A 21742-nucleotide genomic window follows, 5' to 3' on the forward strand; every position below is an offset into this window, starting at 1 on the left:
GTCTACCGGCCGGGTTGGATCATTTGACTGACAAAATTTCCATCATCGACGCCCGTGAACTCGATGACGACCTGGCTCGGGCGTGGCAGGCGCTCGCCCTGACGCGCTCCGACCTGGGCAGCCCTTTTTACCAGCCTGGTTTTACCCGCATCATCGCGCGCCAGGATCTGGGCCTGCGCTTGGCCTTGATCGAGCAGCAAGGCCAGTTGTGCGGCGTGTTTCCGTTCCACCGCGATCGATGGGGGCGGCTGCGTTCGGTGGGCTACCAGCTCAACGACTACCACGGCCTGGTGATGCGGCAGGGCGCAGAGATCGACGCGATGCAGTTGCTGCGGGCCTGCGACGCCCGTTACTTTGCGTTTGATCACATGCCGCTGACGCAGACGGCCTTTGCGCCCCACATCGGCCTGGAGGCCCACTCTCCGGTGATGGAGCTGGAAGGGGGCATCGAGGCCTACCGTCGCCGCCTGAGTGCGCGCAGTGCCAAGGGATCAGCCGGTATCTTCCAATCGGTGGGCAATGCTCGCCGCCGACTGGAGCGTCAGGTTGGACCGCTTCGCCTGGAGATGGCGTGCAAGGATCCGCATGCCTATCAGCGTCTGCTGGATTTGAAATCGCGGCAATTCATCAGCACCACTGGGGGCAATCCCCTGGAGATGCCCTGGATGCGCGGCGCGCTGGATGATGTGTTCGCCTGCGACGAAGGGGGTTTTGGCGGCATGCTGTCGGTGCTCTACGCAGGAGATCACATGGTGGCTTTGCATTTGGGCATGCGCCATGCCGGTCAGTGCCATGTGTGGTTCATCACCTATGACCCGGATTTTTCGGCCTATTCTCCCGGCCTGTTGTTGCTGATGGGCATGGCCGAGGCCGCGCAGGCACATGGATTTTCTCTATTGGACCTGGGGCGAGGCTCTCAGCCTTACAAGGCGCGGTTTCAGACCTCGTCGATCCCGTTGGGCGAGGGTGCTGTTTCCAGGCCGGCGTGGGTGGCACATGCTGCCATGGCAAAGGCCGCGCGCAAGAGGTGGTTGAAGACTACAATTTTGGGCCAGGTCTGGCGTGCAGGCAAACGCTGGTTTCATCGGGCTGGCCATTGATTTTCGGAGGCCCTGAATGTCAAAACTGGGTGGGGTGATGCGTTGCAGGTGTCATCCATTCGGCTCGCGCTGCGAGAGTCCAGTCGAGAGTTTCTTGGCCATCTTGAATGGATTGATCTGAATGAAGTTTCTGTTTCTTCGCCTGCTGCGGAAAATAGGCGGGCCGTTGTTGATCACCTGCCTGTTTGCTCCGGCGTGGGTTTTTGCCACGCCTCTGATTTCCAACCTGCCTTTTGACTTGGGTTGGAATGCAGGGGGGGGTGTCGTTCAGGGCCCGACGCCGTCGGTGTCCGCCGCAGTCCCGACCCCGACGCCGACCTCCAAGGCTCCAGCCCAATCTTCCACGGGGGCCTCCTCCCAGGCTGCCAAGCCCGTTTCAGTTGCGCCGGCGGTGGCCACGGCCGCTGCAGCCAAGCCGGTGCCTGCACTCAGCATTGGAGCGGGTGATGTGCTGCAGGTCACGGTCTTTGGTCAGCCGGACATGTCGGCGGAGGTCTCCGTCACCGATGAAGGGGAGGTCACTCTGCCCTTGATCGGGCTCCTGCGCATTGCGGGCATGTCACAGGCCGAGCTTGAAAAGCTCATTGCCCAGCGCTTGCGGGAACGCGAATACCTGCTGCACCCCGAGGTGTCTGTCACAGTCCGGCAGAACCGCAGCCAGGCCGTTTCAGTGCTGGGTGAAGTGGTGCGTCCTGGCCGCTACCCGATCCAGGGCCGCTTCACGGTGCTTGACCTGCTGGCTGTGGCCGGTGGCCTCACCCCCAAGGCCGACACGGTTGCCGTGCTGCTGCGCAAGGGGGAGGGGGGCGCTGCAGGCGCGCCGGTGCGCATCCCCATCCGACTCGACCGGGTGGCCAACCCTGACCGCAGTCCACTGGATCTGGTGCTCAACCAGGGCGACATGGTCTATGTGGGTCAGCAGAAGTTCTTCTACATCCATGGTGAGGTGCGTCGCCCGGGAAGCTATCCCATGGAGCCTGATCTGGATGTCATGCGTGCCCTGTCGATTGGTGGGGGGGTGACCGAGCGGGGCTCGATGAATCGCATCCAGATCCACCGCAAAACAGAGGGCACAGAGGCCCGAGATTTTTCGCCGCACCTGACGGACGCTGTGCTGGACGGCGATGTGATTTATGTGAAGGAGAGGATTTTTTGAATCCCTATCCGGTTGGATTGACCCTGAATCAGCTTGGGGCCATGCTCAGATACCGTGTGTGGACGGTGCTGATCGTGACTCTTGTGACCGTGATCGTCACGGGTATTGCCGTGATGCTGATTCCCAAGAGTTACACCTCGTCGGCTGAATTGTTCATCGAGTTCCGGGTCAACGATCCGATTTCGGGTCGACAGTTTCCGGCCATCCTCGATGAAACCTATTTGCAGACCCAGGTCGACATCATTCACAGCAATGAGGTCCTGGATCGGGTGATTGATACCCTGCGGCTCATGGAAGCGCCCGGAGCCGAGAAAAATCGTCAATTGCTGCGTGAGCGGCTTTTGAAAAGCCTGGACATTCAACTGCGCCGCACCAGCCGCATTGTCGAAATTCAATATTCCGATCGCTCTGCCGAGGCGGCTCGTGCCTTTCTCGATGCATTGATCAAGGCTTATGCCGACATCAACAGCGAAATCAGCGTGGCACCCGCCCGCGCGCGCACCGAGCAATACAACGCGCAGTTGCAGTTGCTGCGCAATGAAATCGACGGCATTCAGCAAAAGCTCACTGAATACCAGCAGAAAGCCCAGATCGTGGACACCGATGAGCGACTGGACAACCGATCACGTCAGTTGGGTGAAATCTCGACTCGACAGTTGACGCTGCGTTCCCAGCGCCAGGAGTTCGAGGCGCGCATGCGGGCCCTGGACACCATGATCCGCGCGGGCAATGATGTGCCGGATGTGCCCGATATTGCCCAGTTGCCGCGTGTGGCTGAACTGAAGCTGCGCCTTTCCGATCTGGAGCGGCGCATCAGCGAGTTGTCGGCCACCTACGGCAAGATGCATCCCCGCTTGCAAGCCCTGCAGGATGAGCGCGCCGTGCTGTTGGAGCGTCTCAGGCGTGAGGCGAAGGCCGCCTTGGAGGGCCTGCGCCTTGAGGGTAACCGTCTGGCCGACCAGGAGCGCGCGTTGGGTCGCAACTTTGATGAGCAGCAGCGATCTCTGCTGGAGACCAAGCGTCATCGCGACGTCATCAGCTCCTACCAGCGCCAGCTCGAAAGCACCCAACGGGTCTACAACACGGCAGTGGCCAAATACGACGAAATCCTCATGTCGGGCACCGTCAACGCCACCAATCTGTCGGTGTTGCGCAAGCCCGAGGCCCCGTTGCGGCACTCCAAGCCCCAGATCACCAAGAGCCTGATCATGTCGGTGCTGGTGGGGCTGGCCTTGGGTCTGGGCCTGTCGTTTGTGCTGGAGGTCACGGTGCGCCGCCTGCGTTGCCGCGAAGACATGGAGCGCGGCTTGGGCCTGCGCATTTTTGGTCAGATTGGTCAGTCCACGGTCTGACGACAGCTCTTCATGAAACTAGAACCGATCCTCGACGCCCATGCCGCCCCCGTACCTCCGGCCTTGAGCAGTGACCGCATGGGTGAGCTGTTCATCCAGGCGGGCAAACTGACCCGAGCCCAGGTGGAGCAGATCATCCAGTTGCAGGAGACTTCGCAACTGCGTTTTGGCGAGGCCGCCCGGCAACTCAACCTGCTGTCTGAGCGGGACATCCAGGCCGTGCTGGCCCATCAGTTCAACTACGTCACGGCCACCAACTTGCGGGTGGGGCTGGATGCCGCCTGTCCCTTGCCGATCGCCAACTCCCCCTACAGCCCCGAGGCTGAAGCCATTCGGCGCATCCGCTCCGAGTTGTTGCTTGAAGCGCGGGGTCTGACGCCCATGCAACTGGCGGTGGTCAGCCCCAGCGGCGGCGAAGGGCGCACCTACATGGCTGCCAACCTGGCGTTCTCGTTTGCCCAGGTGGGTAAGCGCACCTTGCTGATCGATGCAGACTTTCGATCCCCCAAGATCCATGCCTACTTCAGCATGAACAACAAGAAGGGCCTGTCTGGCGTTCTGTCCGGGCGCAGCGATGTCACGCTGGATGTGATGACCATGGTCCTGCCCAATCTTTACGTGTTGCCCGCCGGACCACTGCCACCCAACCCGCTGGAAATCCTCCAGGATCCGAACCTTTCTGCGCTGATCGACAAACTGGCCCGTGACCTGGACGTGATCGTGGTTGACACGCCGGCCGCCATGGCGTCCTCGGACAGCAAGGTCATCGCCCGTCAGGTCGGTGCCGCCCTGGTCGTCGGGCGTGAGCATCGCACCCGCATTGCCGACCTGCGCGTCACCGTGCAGGCCATGCAGGATGTGGGGGTGCGTGTTTTCGGCACGGTCTACAACCGCTACGACGGGCGCTCTGGCGCGGCCAGCTCGGTGGCCGTCAGCCCCCCCCCGCCCCTGGTGGTCCGCGCTCTGGCGCCTGCCCCGCTTCGGGCGCACGCGTTGACAGGGGGGCCGGTGGCTGTCGGTAAGCCTTTTTGGACCCATTCCCTGCTGTCCGTTGTTGATCAGGTGCTGCTCAGTGGACTGAACTTTGCTGTGGGCATGTGCCTGATCCGCTTTGGCAGCAAAAGTGACTATGGTCTCTACTCGCAGTTGTTTGCGGCCAGCCTCTTCGCCGTGGGTTTGTTGGAGGCGCTCATTGGCAGCCCCCTGACCACGCTGGCACCTCATATGCCTGCCCCCCAGCAGGCCTTGGCGATCCGCCGACTGCAGCGCTGGCAGTGCATGGCCGGTGCCGTCCTGGGGCTGCTGTTCGGCCTGATAGCCGCCTGGGTGGTTTGGGACGGGGTGCCCGAGGTCGCCCCAGGGCCGGTCGGGCTGGGATTTGCCGTTTTTGTGGGCATGACCACGGCGCGTGAGTACCGGCGCACGGTCTGGTTCATCCAGACCGATCTGCGCAGCCTGTTGCTCAGTGATGGCCTTTACGTGCTGCTGGCCCTGCTTGGTGGTGCCGCGCTGGCGCTGAGCAAGCAGGTTGGGGCAGCGTCCATTCTGGGGGTGCTCAGTGTGGCCCAGGGCCTGGCGCTGGTGGTGGGGCAGGGGCCTGCCCTGGCCCCGACAGACACACCATCGCCGCTCTGGAGCGAGACCCTGGCTGCGGTCTGGGACAAGGGCCGCTGGGCCATGCCTGGCATGGTCGTCGGTTGGTTGGGCAACTACAGTTTTCTTTACTTGGCCTCGGCCATGTCGGGGGTGGAGGCCGCCGCCGAGGTGAGCGCCTCTCGTCTGCTGCTGGTGCCTGTTGGCCTCATGGTGGTGGCCTGGTCCAGGGTGGCCCGGCCTTTGGCGGGGCGCTTGATCCATGCCCGTGACTGGCGTTCATTGAACCGCTTGTCGCTGGCGTCGCTGGGGGGCATCGAGGCCCTTTCCCTGGTGTACATGCTGATGCTGGTCCTGGCCCTTCCCTGGTTGCAGGCCCATGTGCTCGGGGCCAAATACCAGGGCATCAACACCCTGGTGATGGCCTGGGGCGCGTACTTCTTGGTCAGTGTGGCCCGAACCATCGCCACCACCTGGCTGGTCAGCATCGGGGCGTTCCGGCAGTTGTTCGTCGAGGGCTCCGTGGTCGTTCTGTTCATGCTGGTGGTGGCCAGCGTGACCATTCCCCAATGGGGTGCCCTGGGGGCGGTGTTGGCCCTGATCGCAATGGAGTCTTTTGATTTTCTGCTACTGCTCGGTCTGATTGCCTATCAGCGGCGCCGCTTGAGCCGGGAGCTCCCCCATGCCTGAAGTCAGTGTCTGCGTTTGCACTTTTCGGCGGCCCGAGTTGCTGGACGGGCTGCTTTCCCTGCTGGCCGAGCAGCGTCTGCCGGCCTTTGAAATCGTGGTCGTTGACAACGACCCTGCCCACAGTGCCTTGCCGGTCTTGCAGGCCTGGGGCGAACGCCTGCCGCTGCGCTTTGTGCACCTGCCCGAGCCCAACATTGCCAAGGCCCGCAACTTGGCCGTGGCTCAGGCGCGCGGGGCTTGGCTGGCGTTCATCGACGATGACGAACGCCCAGGCCCGGACTGGTTGTACTTGCTGGTGCAGGCCCAGGCCGCTTCGGGCGCGGACGGCGTGATGGCCCCGGTGCTGCCCACCTACACCCAGGCCACGCCGGAATGGATGCGCGATGCCGGCCTGTTCGATCGGCGTCGCTTCAGCACGGGCACGCGCGTTTTCACTGAAGACTCGCGCACCGGCAACGTCCTGTTGAGGACCGCCATGGCGCGCAGCTTACCTGGTCCTTTCGATCCCGAATTCGGCCGTTCCGGGGGGGAAGACACGCTGTTTTTTTCGTTGCTGCACCGGGCGGGCTTTGTCTTCGTTTGGTGCGATGAGGCCGTGGTCACTGAAGAGGTGCCGGCTGATCGTGCCCGTGTGGCCTGGGTGTTGCGCCGGGCCTACCGCGGCGCCCAGACCTTTGTCCGGGTGGAGCTGTATCCCCTCAACGGCCGGCGGCGGACCGGGCGGGCCCTTTCGCTCGCGCTGCGTGCGTTGTTGCAGCTCGGGGTGGCCAGTCTGTTGGCCCTGGGCTTCAGTCCGGTGGCACCCCTGCGCGCCTTTCACTGGCTGCGCGTGGCCTGTGCCCAGCTTGGCAAGCTCTCGGCCCTGATGGGTGCGCGCTACCTCGAATACCGGGCCTGAGGACCCACATCGGCCCAGCCCTGGCCGCCGGCAGACGTGGCGGGCCGGCTCGCCAAGCGGTGTCGGCGCAGCGAACTGCTCACGGCAATGGAGGAGTAAATCACCAGCATGGCCAGGAAGTTCACGCCCCGCAGCAAGGAGCTTTCCGTGAGGTTGTGTACCAGGATCACCACGATCATCGACCCGTGAAAGGCCGCCTCGCTGGGGTCGTGGCGCGACAGCCGGTACAGCGTCACGAGGTGGACCACCAGAAAGCAGGCAAACAGACCCAGCCCGATCAGGCCCAGCTCATTGAAGATGTCCAGATAGCCGTTGTGCGCCTGGAACGGCACCCAGTACATCTTGTCGATGATGGCCTGCGAAGCGCTGTCCTTGCCCAGCCAGAAGGCGCCATAACCAATCCCCAGCCAGGGGTGGCGCTCGATCTCGTCGAGCACCATGTCCCAGATGTCGAAACGCCCGCTGATGTCGGTGCGTTTGCCCAGCAGGTCCGCCACGGGCTTGAAGAACTCGTCCCAGGTTGGCAACCGCCCCTGGACCACGTAGAGCACGTGAACATAAATCAGCAACAGGCCCGCCAAGGCGATCAGCACGCGGCTGACGACAAAGTCATCTGCCACGTATTTCCAGCGGAACAGCGCAAAGCACGCCACGCCCATCACGGTCACCAGCAGGCTGGTGGTGCTTTTGGACATCACCAGGTTGAGCCCGCAAAAAGCCAGCACCACCAGCAGCAAAAGTGGGGGAATGCTGCGCACCGGCGGTGTGGCGTACAGCCCCACCAGCGTCATCACCGTGAAGGCCGTCATGATGCCGTAGCTGTTCTTCTGATCGGTGATGCCCCGCCAGGCCCCCCCCACCCAGGCGTCGTTGCCCGCCGTGGCGTACTCGATGGCGGTATCGGGGATCAGTGCCACGGCGACCACAGACAGCACCATGAACAGCAGCATGGTGCCGCCCATCAACCGCAGCCACCGCATGTGACCCAGTCCCTGGACCTGCAGCACCACGCCGATCAGCACCATGCCGCCCAACAGAACCCCTTTCTTGATCGTGACCCCGGGCTGGATCGACCACAGCGCATTCAGCAGGCAATAGGCCAGCAGGGCCAGCAAAAAGGGATTCACCGCCGTCATCACCTCCTGGAACCGTTCGAAATGGCGAAGGGCCAGCCAGGCGGCCAGCAGAAACAGGCTGCCCCATTGCAACTGGATGACGAAGTTGCCTCCGCTCAGGTTGTCGGCCTGGTTGGTGAATTCCCAACTGAGCCCCGCGGGCAGCAGGGACCAGGCCAGGCTCAGCACCAGCAGCAGGCTGGCCCAGGCACTGCCTGCCGAGTCCGGGGAGGGATCGGCTTTCGCTGGCGCGGCCTGCGGATGAGGAGGTGTGTCCATGGCGGTACGGGTTCAGGGCAGGGCGGCAGGGCGCGCCAGATAGGCCTTGGACAGGGTCTTGAATTGCCCGCCATCATTGCGCAACGTGGTCTGGTTGCGTTCGCCCTGGCTGAACACCACACCCACGCCACCGGCGGCCACCAACTGCTCCGGATGGGTCAGAAAATACCGCACGCGATTGTCTCGCCAGGGTGGGGTGTTGCTTGGGGCTGCGGCCGGCACGCCCAACGGTGTCTGCCACCACAGCAGCGGACGTTGCAGTCCTTCGAAATAGCGCCGGGCCTGGGCCAGGTGCTGGGCAAAGTTCGGGCTGCGGGTGTTGCTCTCGTCCCAATACCAGGGGCCACCGTTGCGCACACAGGAGGCGGCACGGGATTGGGCCTCCATGCACCCGGCATCGCGGTCCTGGGTCTGCATGACCACGAAGTCGGCTTTGTCGGCCCCGAGTTTCTTCATGTAAGCCACATCGCCGGCCTGCAGGTCGTAGAACATGGACGGCGGGAACCCGACATAGGTTCTGGGAGCCAGCAGGCGCGCGCTGCGCAGAAGGCAGGCCGCCATCCCGGCCACTGTGTCGGGCAGCTCGGTGCAGTCGGGGTTGATCTTGACCAGGGCCGGCTGGCGCTGGGGGTCGGGTTGGGCGCGTTGGGCATAGCCCCAGAAGTCAGGCTCCAGGTTCACCAGCGCGGGCTTGCCATAGCGGCCCAATTTTTCGAACAACAGGTGCACCTGCTGCCAGTAAGGCCCCATGAAGGTCGGGTCGGTCAGACCGCTGATGTTGCTGTCGCCCCGTGCTGCCATCTGATAGAGCGTGTACATCGGCACCGCACCGACCAGGTCGGCGTGTTCCGCCACGATGTCGACGTAGGCACCGGCCGGGCTGTTCCAGCTGAGCCACGAGTCCTTGCCGACCCCATTGATATATTGGTGGTAGATGTCCAGTGTCAGGCCCTGGCCCAGCACCGTTGCGGTGTCGCTTGAACCCACCCCGATCAGCAAGCGGCGCGGGCGGCCAATGGCCTGGGCCAGCGCACCGGCGCGCTGGTTCAGGGGCAGGCTGTCCAGGTCGAGGTGGGCCGGGGCTTCGTTGGCTCGGGTCGCAGCCCCTTGGGTCTTCGGGCCGGCGGCGGCCGCAAGGCCCATCAGGCACCAGCTCAGGGCCCAGGCCACCAGGGTGGGCCAGCGTATCCGGGCCAGGCGGTGTCGTGTGGTCGAGGTCGCTGAACTGCGATCCATGAGCGCCTCCTGCTGTGGCCTTGGGGGTTGGGATGGTTGAAGCGATCACATCCGGCGTGGCCGGGCACCCGGAGATACAGACCGCAGGTCTGCCCAAATTATGCCAGCCGGTCGTCTTGGTGCGGCGGGCATGGGTGGCTTTGGGCGATTTGTATCTGTGTGTAAGGCTTGTATGCGCCAAAATGGACGATTCGAGGCCGCCAAGACCCCTTCGGACGCCATGGCCCCCCCAGTCATCTGAACGCACTCCACGATTTCTCCATGAGCGACTCTTATTCCCGGTTTCAGGCCCAGACGCGTTTCTCATCCCTCGATGGCCTGCGAGCGCTGAGCATCCTGGGGGTGATCTGGCACCACACCGCTGCCTCGGTCCATGGGCCTTTTTGGGGGCATGTGGGGGCCGAAGGGGTGTCGCTGTTTTTTGCCATCAGTGGTTTCCTGATCACCACGCTGCTGCTGCGCGAGCAGCGACGCCAGGGGCGCATCGATCTGAAGGCCTTCTATGTGCGTCGCACCTTGCGCATCTTCCCGCTGTATTACGCGACTCTGCTCCTCTATGTGGTCATGGTTCTGGCGCTGGAGCGCCATTCGGCCGTGGGGCGTGCTTTTTTTGACCACCTGCCTTATTTCGCCACCTACACCAGCAACCTGTTTGTTGAGATCCAGGGGCGGGTCATTTTTTATTTCGCCTGGTCACTGGCGGCCGAGGAGCAGTTCTATCTGATCTGGCCGGGCCTGATGCTGTTGGCTGGCAGCCGGCCCAGGAGCGCGTTGTTGCTGGCACTGTGGCTGGGCATTTCCCAGTGGGCCCAGTCGAGCGGCCATGGGGTGTGGGCTTTCATGCCCAGTCCGCTGCTGGCTGGCGCCTTGCTGGCGCTTTTGCTCGACCAGCCACGCAGCCACGCCGCGCTCAGCCGGGTGCTGGGTTTGTCCGGTGCGTCTTTGGTTGCCGCGCTGGCCTTGTGCGCCGCTCTGGCGTGGGGGCAGGCCCCTTCGTTGCTGTTGGGCGTGTTGTTTGCCACCTGGGTCGGGACCTGCGTGATCCGCGAGCAGCATGTTCTGCAGCCGCTGCTGAACTGCCGTCCGCTGGCCTACCTTGGCACGGTGAGCTATGGCATGTACATGCTGCACATGCTGTGCAAGAACGCTGTGACCAAGATGCTGGGCTTGTTCGGACCGGTGTCTGACGGGTGGCTGGTGTTCGGTTTGACGTTGATGCTTGCCTTGCTGGCGGCCAGCGTCAGTTTTCGTTACTTCGAGTCCTGGTTTTTGCAGCGCAAACGGGCCTACGAACGTTGATGCGCGAGGTGACTTGGCTGAGGGCCGAGGTTTTCTGCGTACAGCAGATAATCAAGGTCTGCGGGCTTGTGAAACCTGGGGTCCGACCGTCTTTATTGTCCAGTGCCCATCTTTTGACCATGTTCGTGTCCTCTGTCCTTCAGATCCCCGGCTGCCGGGCCTTGGCCCGCTGGCCTCGCTGGCTGGGCCTGGGCGTGGTGTGTGGCGGCCTGGCCCTGCCGGCCCAGGCCGTGGTCGAACTGGCTGTGCAACTCGATACCAGTTGGAGCAGCGACAGCAACCCGTTGCGCTTGCCGGCGGGCAGCGATGTTCAGACCCTGCTGGGTCGCCCCGACAAGCGCGACAGCACGATGTCGGCTGATCTGCGGGCCGCCATGATGGCCCCTCTGGGGTCTGACGGCACCCGCCTGGAGCTGGTGGCCACCCAGGGCAAGCGTCAGTATCAGCACGAGACTCAACTCGATCACGAGGTCCGGCAGCTCGATGCGCGCTTGTACTGGCAACTCACGCCCTTGTGGCGTGGTCGGGTGACTTACGGAACGGACGAACGCCTGTACCAACCCCAGAACAACGTTCAGGTCGGACGAGATCTGATGCGTCAACAGGTGGGCAGTTCGGAGCTGGCCTTGCGAGTCACCGAAGACCTTTCCGTGCCTTTGACGCTGGAGCGTCTCTCGGTGCGGCATGAGAACCCGCAGAACCAGTTTCTGGATCGCAACGACCACGTCGTGCAACTGGCCCTGCGTTACACGTCTCCCCTGGGTTCCGCCGTGCAACTGGGCTCGCGGCGTACCGGGGTCGACTACCCGAACAGGGGCTCTGCGGATGCGGCCGTGCTGGACACCCACTACACCGATCAACTCCACTTCGTCGATGTGGATTGGGTTTACAGCCCCATGACCCAATTCGGGGGGCGCCTGGGCCTGTTGCAGCGCCACTACGACAGCCTGAGTGACAACAATTTCGATCATCGACTGGCCACGCTCAGGGCGATCTACCAGCCCTCACCGTTGACCCGGATCGATGCCGAATGGGGGCGTCGCATCTACGACTCCAGCACCCCCTCGGCGCTCTACTTTCTGTCCAGCGGCTTGCGCGTCGGACTGGATTGGCGCTGGAGCGAACTCACCCGTGTGCGCCTGCAGGCCTCGCATGATCGCCAGCAGAACCAGATTGCCAACCTGCCCGGGGCATCGCCAGCTCAGGCCGACAACATGGTCAATCGCCTGGGCGCCTCGGTCAATTACACCATCAGCCGGGGTTGGCGTCTGTATGCGGAGGGGCTGCGAGATCGGTTCACCACCGTGGGTGGGGGCACGGCGATCCAGCAGAACGTGTTTCGGCTGGGGCTTGAATACACCTACGAGAGTGTGGCCGGTACGGCTGCTCGTGCTGGGCTGGGGCGACGACCATGAGCCTGTCTTTGCTGCGCCGGGCCGATCGCTGGCTGGCCCGCCGGGTCACCCGCCGCCTGGTGCCCCTCGGGAAGGGGCCGGGCGTGCTGAGCATCAGTTTCGATGACGCTCCGGTCAGTGCCTGCCGCCTCGGCCGCCAATTGCTGGAAGACGAAGGGGCACTCGGTACGTGGTACATCGCCGGGGGGCTGACCGATCGACTGGAGCAGGGGCAGCTGTGCCATGCGGTGGCTGATTTACAGTCTTTGGCCGCGGGTGGGCATGAGCTGGGTTGCCACACCTTCTCACACCGCCCTTGCGCGCGACTCAGTCCGGACGAGTTGCTGGCCGAAATTCGCCGCAATGCAGATTTTTTCATCCGCGACGTCGGTGTGCCAGCCCCCCGCCATTTCTCGTTTCCGTTGGGGGATTACGGCGTGCTCTCCAAACGGCTGGCCGCAACCCATTTTGATTCCCTGCGTCTGACGCGCCCTGGCATCCACCAGGGGCAGGCCGACCTGAACGGCTTGTACGCCCAGGCCTTGTATGCGGACGGCCTGACGGCCACAGGCTTGCAGGTTTTGATTGAACAGACCGCTGCCAGCGGAGGCTGGTTGATCCTGTACACCCATGCGGTCGCCACGCCCGCGGTGCGCTGGGGCTGTACACCCACCCAGTTGACACAGGCATTGCGCTGGGCCCGGCAGGCAGGCTGCGACATCCTGCCCGTGGGGCAGGCGGTGGACTGTTTCAAGGCCCGGGCGACGCGGGCCTGAACAAAGGCTTGTTACTTCAGGCTCAGCACCCAGGTGGCCAGCTTCTTGGCTTCGGCCTCATTCACTTGGGTGTTGGCAGGCATGGGCACCGGCCCCCAGACGCCAGAGCCCCCTTTGAGGATCTTGGTGCTCAGCTTGTCCACGGCATCTTTCTGGCCGGCGTACTTGGCAGCCACATCCTTGTAGGCCGGGCCCACCACTTTTTTGTCCACCGCATGGCAGGCCATGCAGTTCTTGGAGGTGGCCAGGGTCAGATCGGCCATGGCCGGTGCTGCGAAGGCCAGGGTGGCGGCAAGGGTGAACAGGGTGCGCTTCATGATCGTCTCGTGTCCGTGGGTTGCGTTACATTGTGATTCGGGAATTGTAGGGGTCTTGCCTCCGGTCGTGGAGGCAGGTGTTGGTCAATCCTCACATCGGAGTGCGTGATGTATTTTCTGGGCCTGGGCCTGATCCTGTTGCTGCTCAAATACCTGGAGGTCGGTTTTGTCGCCACCTGGAGCTGGTACGTGATCGGTGCGCCGTTTGCCCTGGCCGCGCTTTGGTGGGCCTGGGCCGATGCCACGGGCTACACCAAGCGCCGCGCCATGGACAAGATGGAAAAGCGCCGCCGCGACCGCATCGAGCGTCAGAAGGACGCCCTGGGGGTGGGCATTCGCAAACGGCGCTGAGGGCCTGCCCAGGCCAGGGCGCGTCAGCCCGTGCCTGCGGGTTGATGCCTCCTGTGGCGACGTGATCACAAAGCCCGTGTTGTTTGGTAAACCTTAATGCGAGTTGTTATCATTAACATGTAAACTCGCTTCACCAAATAACAACAAACCTGATTCATTGGGGCGCAACGGCGTGTGGGCGACGGTCTTCGTCCTGACGCCGGTCGTGGTGAGCAGGGCAGACTGATCATGGCGTTTCACCTTTTCCGCCCGCCCGTGGGCGCGGCTGCAGGTTTGCGGCCGGCGCACCGGCTGGCTGGCCTGGCTCTGCTGGGCATGGGCCTTGTACTGACCGCCTGTGGCGGCGGTGGCGGGTCCTCCGCCTCCACCGGAAGTGAGAGTCTGTCGGCGGCAGCCGCGCTGGGTCAGAAGATCTTCAACGACCCCTCGCTGTCGGCCTCGGGCAAGATGTCCTGCGCCAGCTGCCACGATGCCACGCTGGGCCATGCCTCGCCTTTCAGCAACGCGGTGGTGGCCGGGGGCCCGGCGCTGGACCAGCCCGGCACCCGCACCCCGCCGGCACTCAATTACCTGCGCTACAACACCGCCTTCTTCTTTGCCAGCGATGGCACGCCCACCGGGGGCTTCACCTGGGACGGCCGCGCCAGCTCGCTGGCGGATCAGGCGGTGCGGCCTTTCCTGAGTGCCAATGAAATGGCCAACAGCAATGCGGCTGACGTCATCGCCAAGCTGGCCAAGGCCAGCTACGCGGCCGATTTCAAGGCCGCCTTTGGGCAGGGCATCTTCGACCAGCCCCAGGCTGCTTTTGACCGCGTGACCTATGCGCTGGAGCGCTACCAGCGCGAAGACCCCGATTTCGCCCCCTTCAGCAGCAAGTTCGACCTGTTCACCGCGGGCTCGGTGGCCCTGAGCGATGCCGAACTGCGCGGCCTGGCCTGGTTCAACCGCAGCGACAAGGGCAACTGCGCCGCCTGCCACCCCAGCACCAAGCCGGCCAATGCGCCCGGCGCCTTGTTCACCGACTTCACCTACGACAGCCTGGGCGTGCCGCGCAACACCGAGATCGCCGCCAATGCCGATCCGGCCTTCTACGACCTGGGCCTGTGCGGCCCTTCGCGCACCGACCTCAGCGCCCGCACCGATCTGTGCGGCCTGTTCAAGGTGCCCAGCCTGCGCAACGTGGCCCAGCGCAAGCGCTTTTTCCACAACGGCAAGTTCAGCTCGCTGGAGGACGTGGTGCGCTTTTATGTGCAGCGCGACACCAACCCCGAGAAGTGGTATCCGCTCGATGCCAACGGCCGGGCCATCAAGTTCAACGATCTGCCGCCCACCCTGCGGGGCAATGTGAACACCACCGAGGTGCCCTACAACCGCCAGTTGGGCGGCGAACCGGCCCTCAATGAGTCTGAGATCCAGGACCTGGTGGCGTTTTTGCGCACCCTGAGCGATGGCTACAAGCCCTGAGATCTGAACGCCCCCCATTTCAATTGACGAGACGCCCCATGAACCACCACCGCTTCGCCGTTTTCCGTTTCAGCGCTCTGGCGCTGGCCACCCTGGTGCTGACCGGCACCGCGCAGGCGCAAAGCGCCGCCCCGGCGGCCTTGCCCGATGTGCTGGCCGAGCTGCGCCAGCTGCGCGAAGAGCTCAAGCAGGTGCGTGCCGAGCTCGACAGCGTCAAACAGCAACAGGCCCAGCCAGGGCAGGGCGCGGCACCTGCGGGTGCTGGCGCCTGGGCCGGCTACGGTGGCACGCCGGCCACCCAGGGTACGGCCAATGCCGCCGCCAGCGCCGCCCCGGCCGCTGAGCCCGCGCGTGGCGTGGACAACCCGCTGAGCTTCTTCGGCTACGCCGAGATGAACTACAGCCGCCCGCGCAACAACGCCTCGGGCGCCACCGCCACGCTGCGCCGCGGGGTGCTGGGCTTTGCCTACCGCTTCAATGAGCGCACCCGCATGGCGGCCGAGCTCGAGGTGGAGAACGCCGTGGTCTCGGCCTCTGACCAGGGCGAGGTCGAGTTCGAGCAGATGTACATCGAGCACGACCTGAGCGACAGCCTGTCGGCCAAGGCCGGCCTGTTCCTGATGCCGGTGGGCTACCTCAACGAAAGCCACGAACCCACGCGCTACTTCGGCGTGAACCGCAATCTGGTCGAGACGGCCATCATCCCCAGCACCTGGCGCGAGATGGGTCTGGGCCTGCGCGGCACCACGGCCGGTGGTCTGCGCTGGGATGCGGGCATGGTCACCAGCTTCGACCTCACCAAGTGGGATGCCACCAGCAGCGAGGGGCGTGATTCTCCATTGGGCGCCATCCACCAGGAAGGGCAACTGGCCAAGGCCCGCAACGCCGCCTTCTATGGCGCGCTCAACTACAACGGCATTCCGGGCTTCAATGTCGGCGGCAGCGTGTTCAATGGCGGTGTGGGTCAGAAGCAGACCAGCTTCGCCGCCCCGAACGCCTCGCTCACACTGGCTGAGTTGCACACCCGCTGGCAACCGGGCCGCTGGGACCTGTCGGCCCTGGCCGTCCAGGGCCGCTTCAGCGACATCTCGTCGCTCAACGCCACCTTTGCCGGCCAGGCCACCCCGGTGCCCAGCCGCTTCGGGGGCTGGTATGCCCAGGCCGCCTACCGGGTCTGGAGCCAGGGCGAATACGCCGCCGTGCCCTTCGCACGCTACGAGCGCCTGAACACGGCCAGCGCCTACACCGGTCTGCCGGTGGGCCTGTCGCCCTCCATCCTGCCCGATGTGCGGGTGATGACCGTGGGCACCAGCTTCTACCTGAACCCGCAGGTGGTGCTCAAGGCCGATTTCCAGCGCTACCTCAGCGACAAATCGCTGGACATGTTCAACCTGGGCGTGGGCTTCCACTTCTGATCGGGCACTGCGATTCGCTAACATCAGGCCCCTTGTCTCAAGCTCTGGCTGAAAGCCCCGCACCATGATCACCCGGCGTCAAACCCTGCAGAAACTCGCGCTCGGCGCACCGCCCCTGGTGTGGACCGCGCAGGCCTTTGCCGCCAGCTTCCTGAGCCTGGAGCAGGCTCAGCGTGCCCTGCTGCCGCAGGCCAGCGAGTTCGTGGAGCAGGCCCTGGAGCCCGACGTGGCCGCGCTCAAGGCCGCCGGGCTGGGGGTGCCGGCCGGCTACGCACCCAAGGCCTGGCTGGCGCGCACCGGTGAGGCTTTTCAGGGCTGGGTGCTGCTGGACCGCGTGGTGGGCAAGTACGAGCTGATCGACTATGCCGCGGGCTTCAACGCCCAGGGGCAGGTCAGTGGGGTGGAGGTGCTGGTCTACCGCGAGTCGCATGGGGCCGAAATCCGCACCCCGGCCTGGCGGCGCCAGTTTGAAGGCCGCAAAGGGCCTTCGCAAATCCGTTTCGGCGACGACATCCGCAATATCTCAGGGGCCACCTTGTCCTGCCAGCACGTGACCGAAGGCGTGCAGCGCCTCAGCGCCCTGGTGCAGGGCCTGGTCAAGGCGCGCGAGGGCCGCTGACTTGCTGCACCAACGCGCCCGCCCCCTGCTGGGCACCCTGGTGATGCTGCGCCTGCGCGACGAGAACCCCGCCCGCGCCGAGCAGGCCATGGCCCAGGCCTTCGAGGCGGTGGCGCTGATCGACCGCCTCATGAGCGCCCACCAGCCCGGCAGCGATCTGCATCGGCTGGCCGGCGCGCGTGCCGGCGATCTGGTGGAACTTCATCCGCACACCGCCCGCGTGCTGGTGCTGGCCCACTATTGGCAGCGCCAGAGCGCAGGGGCATTCGACCCCTTGCAGGCCGGCGCCGAGCTGGCCCGAAGCGGGCTGCGGCCCGCGCTGGTGCCGGCCTTGGGCCAGGCCCTGGCGAGCTGGAGCGGGCTGAGCTGGGAGGCGCCCCACACGGTGCGCCTGGACGGTGCGCTGCCGCTGGATTTGGGCGGTATCGCCAAAGGTTACGCGGTGGACTGCGCCCTGACCGTGTTGCGCCAGCATGGTGTGCCCGGCGCTCTGGTCAATGCCGGCGGCGATCTGCGGGCCTATGGCCCCACGCCCTGGCCGATCGAATTGCGCCTGCCAGAAGCCCCCACCCGCACCCGGCGCCAGCCGGGTCTGCGCGGCCTGCGCGGCGCGGCCCTGGCCTCGTCCGTGAGCGGGCCGCAACGCGCTGACTGGGTGCGCACCGGGCGCACCCGACCGGGCATCCGAGGGCGGCCTGTGTTGCAGCCCAAGGCCTGTACCGTCATGGCGCCGGACTGCGTGAGCGCCGACGCCTTGACCAAATGGGTGCTGCAGTGCCCGGCCGGCGCGCCGCAGGGGCGGCTGGCGCGGGTGTTGCGCGCCCACCGGGCGCGGGTGTGGCTGGCATGAACCGGCGCCACCACCCTCATCATGGGGCCCACCGCCCGCCACGCTGGCGGGCCGGCTGGAGCCGCCGTGGCATCGGGGCCCTGGTCCTGCTGCTGCTGGGGCTGTGGCTCAGCGGCATGGCCTTGTGGGCCTGGGGCGGCGAATGGTCACCCGACACACCGCCCTGGCAAAACCAGGCCCACCGTGCGGCCCAGGTGCTGCACGGCGTGCTGGTGTGGGCCGTGTGTGCCTTGGCCGGGCGCTGGTTGGGGCCCCATGCCCTGCAGATGTGGGGGCGCAAGGGCGCCCGTGGGGCCTGGTGGCTGGGCTTGGCCACAGCCGCCCTGGGGGCCTGGGTGGCGCTGGCCGGCCTGGGCCTGCTGTACGGGCCGGCCGACTGGCGCGAGGCCCTGGTGGCCCTGCATTGGTGGCCAGGCCTGCTGTGGCCGCTGCTGGCCTTGGGGCACGGCCTGTACCACCGCTGGCTGGGGCGTTGAAGGCAGGTAGCGCAGGGCAGGGCAGGGGGCATCGGCCACTGCCACCGGCGCTTCACGTTCTGAAGGCACAATCTCGCGCATGCTGATCTACCCGCAATTCAACCCCGTGGCCCTGCAGCTGGGGCCCTTGTCCGTGCACTGGTACGGCCTGACCTACCTGGCCGCCTTTGGCCTGTTCATGCTGCTGGGCATCCAACGCCTCAAGCACCAGCCCTACGCCTCATTGCAAGGCCCGCAGGCCTGGAGCCGGCGCGATGTCGAGGACATCCTGTTCTACGGCGTGCTGGGCGTGGTGCTGGGCGGGCGCCTGGGCTACTGCTTTTTCTACAAGCCCCTGCATTACCTGAGCCACCCGCTGGAGATCGTGCAGATCTGGACCGGGGGCATGAGCTTTCACGGCGGCCTGCTGGGCGTGATCGTGGCCCTGGTGTGGTTTGCCCGGGCGCATCACCGGCCCTGGCTGCAGGTGACCGACTTTGTGGCCCCTTGCGTGCCCACCGGGCTCGCGGCCGGGCGCGTGGGCAACTTCATCAATGGCGAACTGTGGGGGCGCTTCAGCCCGCCCGACCTGCCCTGGGGCATGGTGTTTCCGCAGTCAGGCTCGATGCTGCCGCGCCACCCCTCGCAGGTCTATCAGATGCTGCTCGAAGGGCTGCTGCTGTTCGTGCTGCTGTGGCTCTATGCGCGCAAGCCCCGTCGCCTGGGTGAGGTGTCGGCCGCCTTCTTGCTGGGCTATGGCGTGCTGCGCTTCACGGCCGAGTACTTCCGCGAGCCCGATGCCTTCCTGGGCCTGCTGTCCATGGGCATGAGCATGGGCCAGTGGCTGTGCGTGCCCATGGTGCTGGGTGGCGTCCTGATGTGGCGCTGGGCCCAGGGCCAGCCCCTGCCAGGCGCTCGCGCCCACTGAGCAGGCCGCAGGCCCTGGGGCGCTGCTGCCCCTGGGCCGGCCTGGCCGGCGTCTCCCCGAACACGGGCTTTTCTCGGGCTGGCTCTGCTCTCTCCACCCTGTATTTCGGCCCGACTTCGGGGGTAAACACCGAGGGCTGAGTGCTTGTCTTGGGCGCTCAAATCAAAATAATTAGCTGTAATTATGAAAAATTACAGCGCCCCAACCTTTTGCCATGCTGGCTGTGGCCCGGTGCTCTGCAGTCTGGGGTGCCCAGAGTGCACCTCAGCGGAGCGGTCATGCGCCTGAAGCCCAACTCCCTGCACAGCGAGGTGGCCAATCAGTTGCGTGAGCGCATCTTCAACGGTGAGCTGGCGCCCGGCATGTTCCTGGACGAGGTGGCCCTGTGCGAGCGCCTGTCCATCTCGCGCACCCCTTTGCGTGAAGCCTTGAAGGTGCTGAGTGCCGAGGGGCTGCTGCGCCACGAGCCGCGCCGGGGCTGTTTCGTCAACGAGGTGACCGAGCGCGATCTGGACGAGATCTTTCCGCTCATCGCCTTGCTGGAAGGGCGCTGCGCCTACGAGGCGGCCCGCCATGTCAACGATGCCGACCTGGCCACGCTCGCGGTCTTGCACGATCAACTGCAGGCCTGCGCCCAGGCCCAGCAGCTGACCGAGTACTACCAGGTCAACTACCAGATCCACGAGGCCATCATCCGCCTGGCCGACAACCGCTGGTTGGCGCAGACGATTGCCGACCTGCGCAAGATCCTGCGCCTGGCCCGCCTGCAGTCCTTGCAGGCCCCGGGGCGCATCGGGCAGAGCCTGTCCGAGCATCTGGCGGTGCTGGCGGCCCTCAAGGCACGCGATGCCGAAGGGGCCGAGGCCGCCATGCGCACCCATCTGTTGCGTCAGCGTGAGGCGCTGCGTGACCTGGCCCGTCAACAACCCAGCCGACTCCTCGCATGAACGCCACCACCACCTGGATCAGCCGCCGCGTCTCCAAACTGCTGCCTGCCGCCCTGGCCAAGGACGAGGCGGCTGCGGGCGCCCCGGTCAAAAGCGAAGCTGCTGCCACCCCCTTGCGTGGCCCCGGCAGCGCCCCCGCGCCCAGCCCGCGCGGCAAGCCGCCCCAGCGCAGCACCCGCGAGCGCCTGGAGGCCACCCTGCGCCAGGGTGAGGAGGCGCTGTCGCCGCGCATGCTGCGGCGGGCGCTCGACGAGCTGCGCGGCATCATCGACCCGCGCGTCAGCGAGGTCGAGGGCGGGCGCCGCGCCGCGGCCCTGGCCGTCTGGTACGAGGGGGCCACGCCGGCGCGCCGGCGTGACCTGTGGCTGCTGATGAGCGAGATGTTCGTGGCCGACGCCGACAAGGCGCGCGAGGCCCAGGCCCGTTTTGCCGCCGCCGTGGGCACCCCGGACGAGGCCGTGGCCGAGGTGCATTACCGCCGCGCCACCGTGTCGCCGCGCCGGCGCCTGCTGCAGCGCTTCAGCGTGTACCCGGGCGGGGTGCAGTTCCTGGTCGATCTGCGCGCCGAGCTGCAGCCCCATCTCAAGGCCGACCGGCGCCTGCAGGCCCTGGATGTCGAGATGGAGTACATGTTCTCCACCTGGTTCGATGTCGGGTTCCTGGACCTGCGCCGCATCAGTTGGGATTCGCCGGCCTCCCTGATCGAGAAGCTGATCCAGTACGAGGCCGTGCACGACATCAAGAGCTGGTCTGATGTGAAGAACCGCCTGGACAGCGACCGCCGCTGCTATGGCTTCTTCCACCCGCGCCTGCCCGAGGTGCCGCTGATCTTCATCGAGGTGGCCCTGCTCGATGACATGGCCAGCGACATCGTGCCCCTGCTCGACGAGTCGGCCGCGGCGGCCGACCTGCAAAAAGCCACCACCGCGATCTTCTACTCGATCAGCAACACCCAGGTCGGCTTGCGCGGTGTGAGTTTTGGCGACTCGTTGATCAAGCGCGTGGTCGATACCTTGAAGGAAGAGTTCCCCAAGCTCAAGACCTTTGCCACCCTGTCGCCCATCCCGGGCCTGCGGCCCTGGCTACAGCGCCACCTGGCGGCTCAGTTGGAGCGCCTGGACGAGCGTGCCCTGCGCGAGCTGGGCCGCGCCGTCAGCTTCGAGCCGCCCAGCACCGAGCATGTGCTGGGCGCCCTGGACAAACCGTTGGCCCTGGACGCCAAGTCGCCGCTGCGCCAGTTTCTGCTGCGCTGTGCCGCCCAGTACCTGGGCGCCGAGTGGCAGGACGGCAAGCCGCTGGACCCGGTGGCGCGCTTCCACCTGGGCAATGGCGCCCGGGTGGAGCGGCTGAACTGGGCTGGCGACCCTTCGCCCAAGGGGCTCAAGCAGTCGTATGGCCTGATGGTCAACTACCTGTACGACCTCAAACGCCTGGACAAGCACCGGGCCCAACTGGCCCAGGGGCGCATCCCCATGGCCGCCGAGATCGAGGGCCTGCTCAAGCCCTGA

General features: G+C 65.4%; 20 protein-coding genes. 17 read left to right on the forward strand and 3 right to left on the reverse strand.

Features of this window, described 5'->3' with window-relative positions; all coding sequences use genetic code 11:
• Positions 1-179: 179 nt before the first annotated feature.
• The 5 genes from F624_RS0111760 to F624_RS0111790 all read left to right on the forward strand — a co-directional run bounded on the left by F624_RS0111760 (position 180) and on the right by F624_RS0111790 (position 6789).
• Positions 180-1100 (forward strand): GNAT family N-acetyltransferase, encoded by a 921-nt coding sequence (locus F624_RS0111760; protein WP_157443427.1) that lies wholly within the window; start codon positions 180-182, stop codon positions 1098-1100.
• A gap of 418 nt (positions 1101-1518) precedes the next feature.
• Positions 1519-2256, forward strand: coding sequence for a polysaccharide biosynthesis/export family protein (locus F624_RS0111770; protein WP_169426581.1), 738 nt, complete (start codon positions 1519-1521; stop codon positions 2254-2256).
• 17 nt (positions 2257-2273) lie between these two features.
• A complete protein-coding gene (locus tag F624_RS0111775) occupies positions 2274-3608 on the forward strand; it encodes a Wzz/FepE/Etk N-terminal domain-containing protein (protein ID WP_019574508.1) in 1335 nt (444 codons plus the stop codon).
• 12 nt (positions 3609-3620) lie between these two features.
• A complete protein-coding gene (locus F624_RS33400; RefSeq protein ID WP_084679489.1) occupies positions 3621-5891 on the forward strand; it encodes a polysaccharide biosynthesis tyrosine autokinase in 2271 nt (756 codons plus the stop codon).
• A complete protein-coding gene (locus tag F624_RS0111790) occupies positions 5884-6789 on the forward strand; it encodes a glycosyltransferase family 2 protein (RefSeq protein WP_031254788.1) in 906 nt (301 codons plus the stop codon). The genes F624_RS33400 and F624_RS0111790 overlap by 8 nt, the downstream gene beginning before the upstream one ends.
• Here the strand turns inward: F624_RS0111790 and F624_RS0111795 are convergent.
• Positions 6768-8183: an O-antigen ligase family protein gene (locus F624_RS0111795; protein WP_019574511.1), complete on the reverse strand. Its 1416-nt coding sequence runs from the start codon at positions 8181-8183 to the stop codon at positions 6768-6770. The two genes, F624_RS0111790 and F624_RS0111795, sit on opposite strands and share 22 nt — an antisense overlap.
• A gap of 12 nt (positions 8184-8195) precedes the next feature.
• Positions 8196-9419, reverse strand: a complete 1224-nt coding sequence (locus F624_RS0111800) for a hypothetical protein (protein WP_019574512.1) — start codon at positions 9417-9419, stop codon at positions 8196-8198.
• A 261-nt stretch (positions 9420-9680) separates the two neighbouring features.
• Between F624_RS0111800 and F624_RS0111805 the strand changes: the two genes are divergently transcribed.
• The 3 genes from F624_RS0111805 (at position 9681) to F624_RS0111815 (ending at position 12888) form a co-directional block, all read left to right on the forward strand.
• Entirely contained in the window at positions 9681-10718 is a 1038-nt protein-coding gene (locus F624_RS0111805; protein WP_019574513.1) for an acyltransferase family protein, read from the forward strand.
• A gap of 125 nt (positions 10719-10843) precedes the next feature.
• Positions 10844-12133: a hypothetical protein gene (locus F624_RS0111810; protein WP_157443430.1), complete on the forward strand. Its 1290-nt coding sequence runs from the start codon at positions 10844-10846 to the stop codon at positions 12131-12133.
• On the forward strand, positions 12130-12888 hold the full coding sequence (locus tag F624_RS0111815; RefSeq protein WP_019574515.1) for a polysaccharide deacetylase family protein: 759 nt from the start codon (positions 12130-12132) through the stop codon (positions 12886-12888). Before F624_RS0111810 ends, F624_RS0111815 begins: the two co-directional genes overlap by 4 nt.
• A gap of 11 nt (positions 12889-12899) precedes the next feature.
• Here F624_RS0111815 and F624_RS0111820 read toward each other — a convergent pair whose 3' ends face one another.
• Positions 12900-13205 (reverse strand): c-type cytochrome, encoded by a 306-nt coding sequence (locus F624_RS0111820; RefSeq protein ID WP_019574516.1) that lies wholly within the window; start codon positions 13203-13205, stop codon positions 12900-12902.
• A gap of 108 nt (positions 13206-13313) precedes the next feature.
• On the opposite strand from F624_RS0111820, the gene F624_RS0111825 reads away from it, so the two are divergent.
• The 9 genes from F624_RS0111825 to F624_RS0111865 all read left to right on the forward strand — a co-directional run bounded on the left by F624_RS0111825 (position 13314) and on the right by F624_RS0111865 (position 21742).
• Entirely contained in the window at positions 13314-13556 is a 243-nt protein-coding gene (locus tag F624_RS0111825; RefSeq protein WP_019574517.1) for a TIGR04438 family Trp-rich protein, read from the forward strand.
• 228 nt (positions 13557-13784) lie between these two features.
• On the forward strand, positions 13785-15020 hold the full coding sequence (locus F624_RS0111830) for a cytochrome-c peroxidase (RefSeq protein ID WP_245573613.1): 1236 nt from the start codon (positions 13785-13787) through the stop codon (positions 15018-15020).
• A 38-nt stretch (positions 15021-15058) separates the two neighbouring features.
• On the forward strand, positions 15059-16435 hold the full coding sequence (locus tag F624_RS0111835; RefSeq protein WP_019574519.1) for a hypothetical protein: 1377 nt from the start codon (positions 15059-15061) through the stop codon (positions 16433-16435).
• A 64-nt stretch (positions 16436-16499) separates the two neighbouring features.
• Positions 16500-17054 (forward strand): FMN-binding protein, encoded by a 555-nt coding sequence (locus F624_RS0111840; protein WP_019574520.1) that lies wholly within the window; start codon positions 16500-16502, stop codon positions 17052-17054.
• A gap of 1 nt (position 17055) precedes the next feature.
• A complete protein-coding gene (locus tag F624_RS0111845) occupies positions 17056-17904 on the forward strand; it encodes an FAD:protein FMN transferase (protein ID WP_019574521.1) in 849 nt (282 codons plus the stop codon).
• Positions 17901-18380, forward strand: a complete 480-nt coding sequence (locus F624_RS0111850) for a hypothetical protein (protein ID WP_019574522.1) — start codon at positions 17901-17903, stop codon at positions 18378-18380. The genes F624_RS0111845 and F624_RS0111850 overlap by 4 nt, the downstream gene beginning before the upstream one ends.
• Positions 18381-18459: 79 nt before the next feature.
• Positions 18460-19287, forward strand: a complete 828-nt coding sequence (gene lgt, locus F624_RS0111855) for a prolipoprotein diacylglyceryl transferase (RefSeq protein WP_019574523.1) — start codon at positions 18460-18462, stop codon at positions 19285-19287.
• Positions 19288-19565: 278 nt separating this feature from the next.
• Positions 19566-20234: a GntR family transcriptional regulator gene (locus tag F624_RS0111860; RefSeq protein WP_019574524.1), complete on the forward strand. Its 669-nt coding sequence runs from the start codon at positions 19566-19568 to the stop codon at positions 20232-20234.
• Positions 20231-21742 carry a malonyl-CoA decarboxylase gene (locus tag F624_RS0111865; protein WP_019574525.1) on the forward strand — a complete coding sequence of 504 codons (1512 nt, stop codon included), beginning with the start codon at positions 20231-20233 and terminating at the stop codon, positions 21740-21742. The genes F624_RS0111860 and F624_RS0111865 overlap by 4 nt, the downstream gene beginning before the upstream one ends.

Origin of the sequence: Curvibacter lanceolatus ATCC 14669 (assembly GCF_000381265.1) — a bacterium.
GTDB lineage: Bacteria > Pseudomonadota > Gammaproteobacteria > Burkholderiales > Burkholderiaceae_C > Curvibacter > Curvibacter lanceolatus.